Below are 2,208 nucleotides of genomic sequence, written 5' to 3'. Positions count from 1 at the left end.
AAGGACGTTCTGCTGCTCGACGTGACCCCGCTCTCGCTGGGCATCGAGACGCTGGGCGGTGTCTTCACCCGTCTGATCGATCGCAACACGACGATCCCGACCAAGAAGAGCCAGACCTTCTCGACGGCAGAAGACAACCAGAACGCCGTGACCATCAAGGTCTATCAGGGCGAGCGCGAAATGGCGGCAGACAACAAGCTGCTCGGTAATTTCGACCTCACCGGGATTGCCCCGGCCCCGCGTGGCGTGCCGCAGATCGAAGTCACCTTCGACATCGACGCCAACGGCATCGTCAATGTGTCGGCCAAGGACAAGGCGACCAACAAGGAACAGCAGATCAAGATCCAGGCTTCTGGTGGTCTGAACGATGCCGATATCGACCGCATGGTCAAGGAAGCCGAGGCCAATGCCACGGCAGACAAGGCCAAGCGCGAACTGGTCGAGCAGCGCAACAACGCCGAGGCCCTGATCCATCAGACCGAGAAGTCGCTGACGGAAGCTGGTGACAAGGTACCTGCTGCAGACAAGGCTGAAGCCGAGTCCGCTGTGGCTGCCGTGCGCGAGGCCATGAACGGCACGGACGTCGAGGCGCTGAAATCCGCTACCGAGCGTCTGACGCAGTCGGCCATGAAGATCGGTCAGGCTGTCTACGCCGCCGGTCAGGCAGAAGAGGGCGCCGCTGGTGGCGAGGCTCATGCTGCCAAGGATGAAAACGTCGTCGATGCCGATTTCGAGGACGTGGACGACAACAAGAAGCACTGATCACCCGGATGGGAGGGGTAGCCACCTCTCCCTGAAGGCTTGTTTCTCGCAGCGCCCGTCCTTCCCTCGGGAGGGCGGGCGTTTCGGCATTCGGATTGCGTTTTGTATGATCTGGATAGCCTGCCCCCGTCTAGATCGCCCCTCTGCCTTGCAGAGCCCTGATCCGCTGCCTCTCGACACCAGGATGGACTCCCATGGCCACCAAGATCGATTTCTACGCCGTTCTCGAAGTCTCCCGCACGGCCTCCGCCGATGAGCTGAAAAAAGCCTACCGCAAGCAGGCCATGCGCTTTCATCCCGATCGTAATCCGGGCGATGAAACAGCCGAGCACAAGTTCAAGGAAATCAACGAAGCCTATGATGTTCTGAAAGACGAACAGAAACGCGCTGCCTATGACCGCTTCGGTCATGCCGCCTTCGAAAACGGGGGCATGGGCGGTATGGGCGGCGGCTTCGGTGGCTTTGGCGGCGGAGGTCTCGACGATATCTTCGAGATGTTCGGCGACATGATGGGCGGTCGTCGCGGCGGGGGCGGTCGCCGTCGAACGGGCAACGACATTCAGGTTCAGGTCGAGATCTCGCTGAGCGAAGCCTATGCCGGAGTCAAGAAGCCGGTCGAAATCCGCACGCGCGTGACCTGCGAGAGCTGTCATGGCACGGGTTCGGCCGACAGCAATCCTTCCGACGCCACCTGCCCCACCTGTCACGGCGCAGGCGCTGTGCGGGCCCAGCAGGGCTTTTTTCTGGTCGAGCGTCCCTGCCCCACCTGCAAGGGCTCGGGCAAGGTGGTGCGAAACCCCTGCCAGAGCTGCAAGGGCGCTGGCACGACAGAGCAGACGCGCTCGCTCGATATCGCCATTCCGGCCGGTGTCGAGGACGGCACGCGCATCCGTCTGACAGGTGAAGGCGAGGCTGGTGGCAGTGGCGTACAGCCAGGCGATCTCTACGTGCATGTTGCGGTGGGCGGCAGCGACATCTTCCAGCGTGACGGGGCCAATATCTATTGCCGCGTGCCGCTGCGCATGACGCAGGCTGCGCTCGGCACCGAGATTGAGGTTCCTGTTATCGATGGCAGCCGCGCCAAGGTGAAGATCCCTGCCGGGACGCAATCGGGCGAGAACTTCCGACTGCGCGGCAAGGGCTTCTCGGTTCTGCGCTCGAGCGCGCGCGGTGACATGTATATTCAGGTCGCCGTCGAAACCCCGCATCATCTGAGCCCACGCCAGCGCGAATTGCTGGAAGAGTTCGAGGCGGAGGCGGGCGAGACACAGGATCAGGAAAAGGCCAATCCGGAACATACCGGCTTCTTCGCCAAGGTCCGGGACTTCTTCGAAGGAAAGTAACACCCATGCGTATCGGCATCGCGGGCATAACGGGCCGTCTGGGCGCACTCTGCGCCGAGGAAGTCGTGGCTTCCCGCCTCGATCTCGAGATCGGAAGAGCACA

Annotated in this window: 2 protein-coding genes; both read left to right on the top strand. The window is 62.0% G+C overall.

Annotated elements, in window-relative coordinates:
* The coding region (locus C0V97_RS16560) for an Hsp70 family protein (RefSeq protein ID WP_148114956.1) at window positions 1–762 on the top strand (762 nt) is incomplete at its 5' end.
* 194 nt (window positions 763–956) lie between these two features.
* Entirely contained in the window at window positions 957–2,105 is a 1,149-nt protein-coding gene (gene dnaJ, locus C0V97_RS16555; RefSeq protein WP_127099650.1) for a molecular chaperone DnaJ, read from the top strand.
* Window positions 2,106–2,208 lie beyond the last annotated feature (103 nt).

It is taken from the genome of Asaia sp. W19 (assembly GCF_003994335.1).
Classification (GTDB): domain Bacteria; phylum Pseudomonadota; class Alphaproteobacteria; order Acetobacterales; family Acetobacteraceae; genus Asaia.
The sequence above is the reverse complement of the archived record's forward strand: the minus strand, read 5'-3'. Positions and strand labels throughout refer to the sequence as shown.

Coding starts and splice junctions, on each gene's coding strand:
- dnaJ (WP_127099650.1), top strand. CDS start 957: ATGGCCACCAAGATCGATTTCTACGCCGTTCTCGAAGTCTCCCGCACG.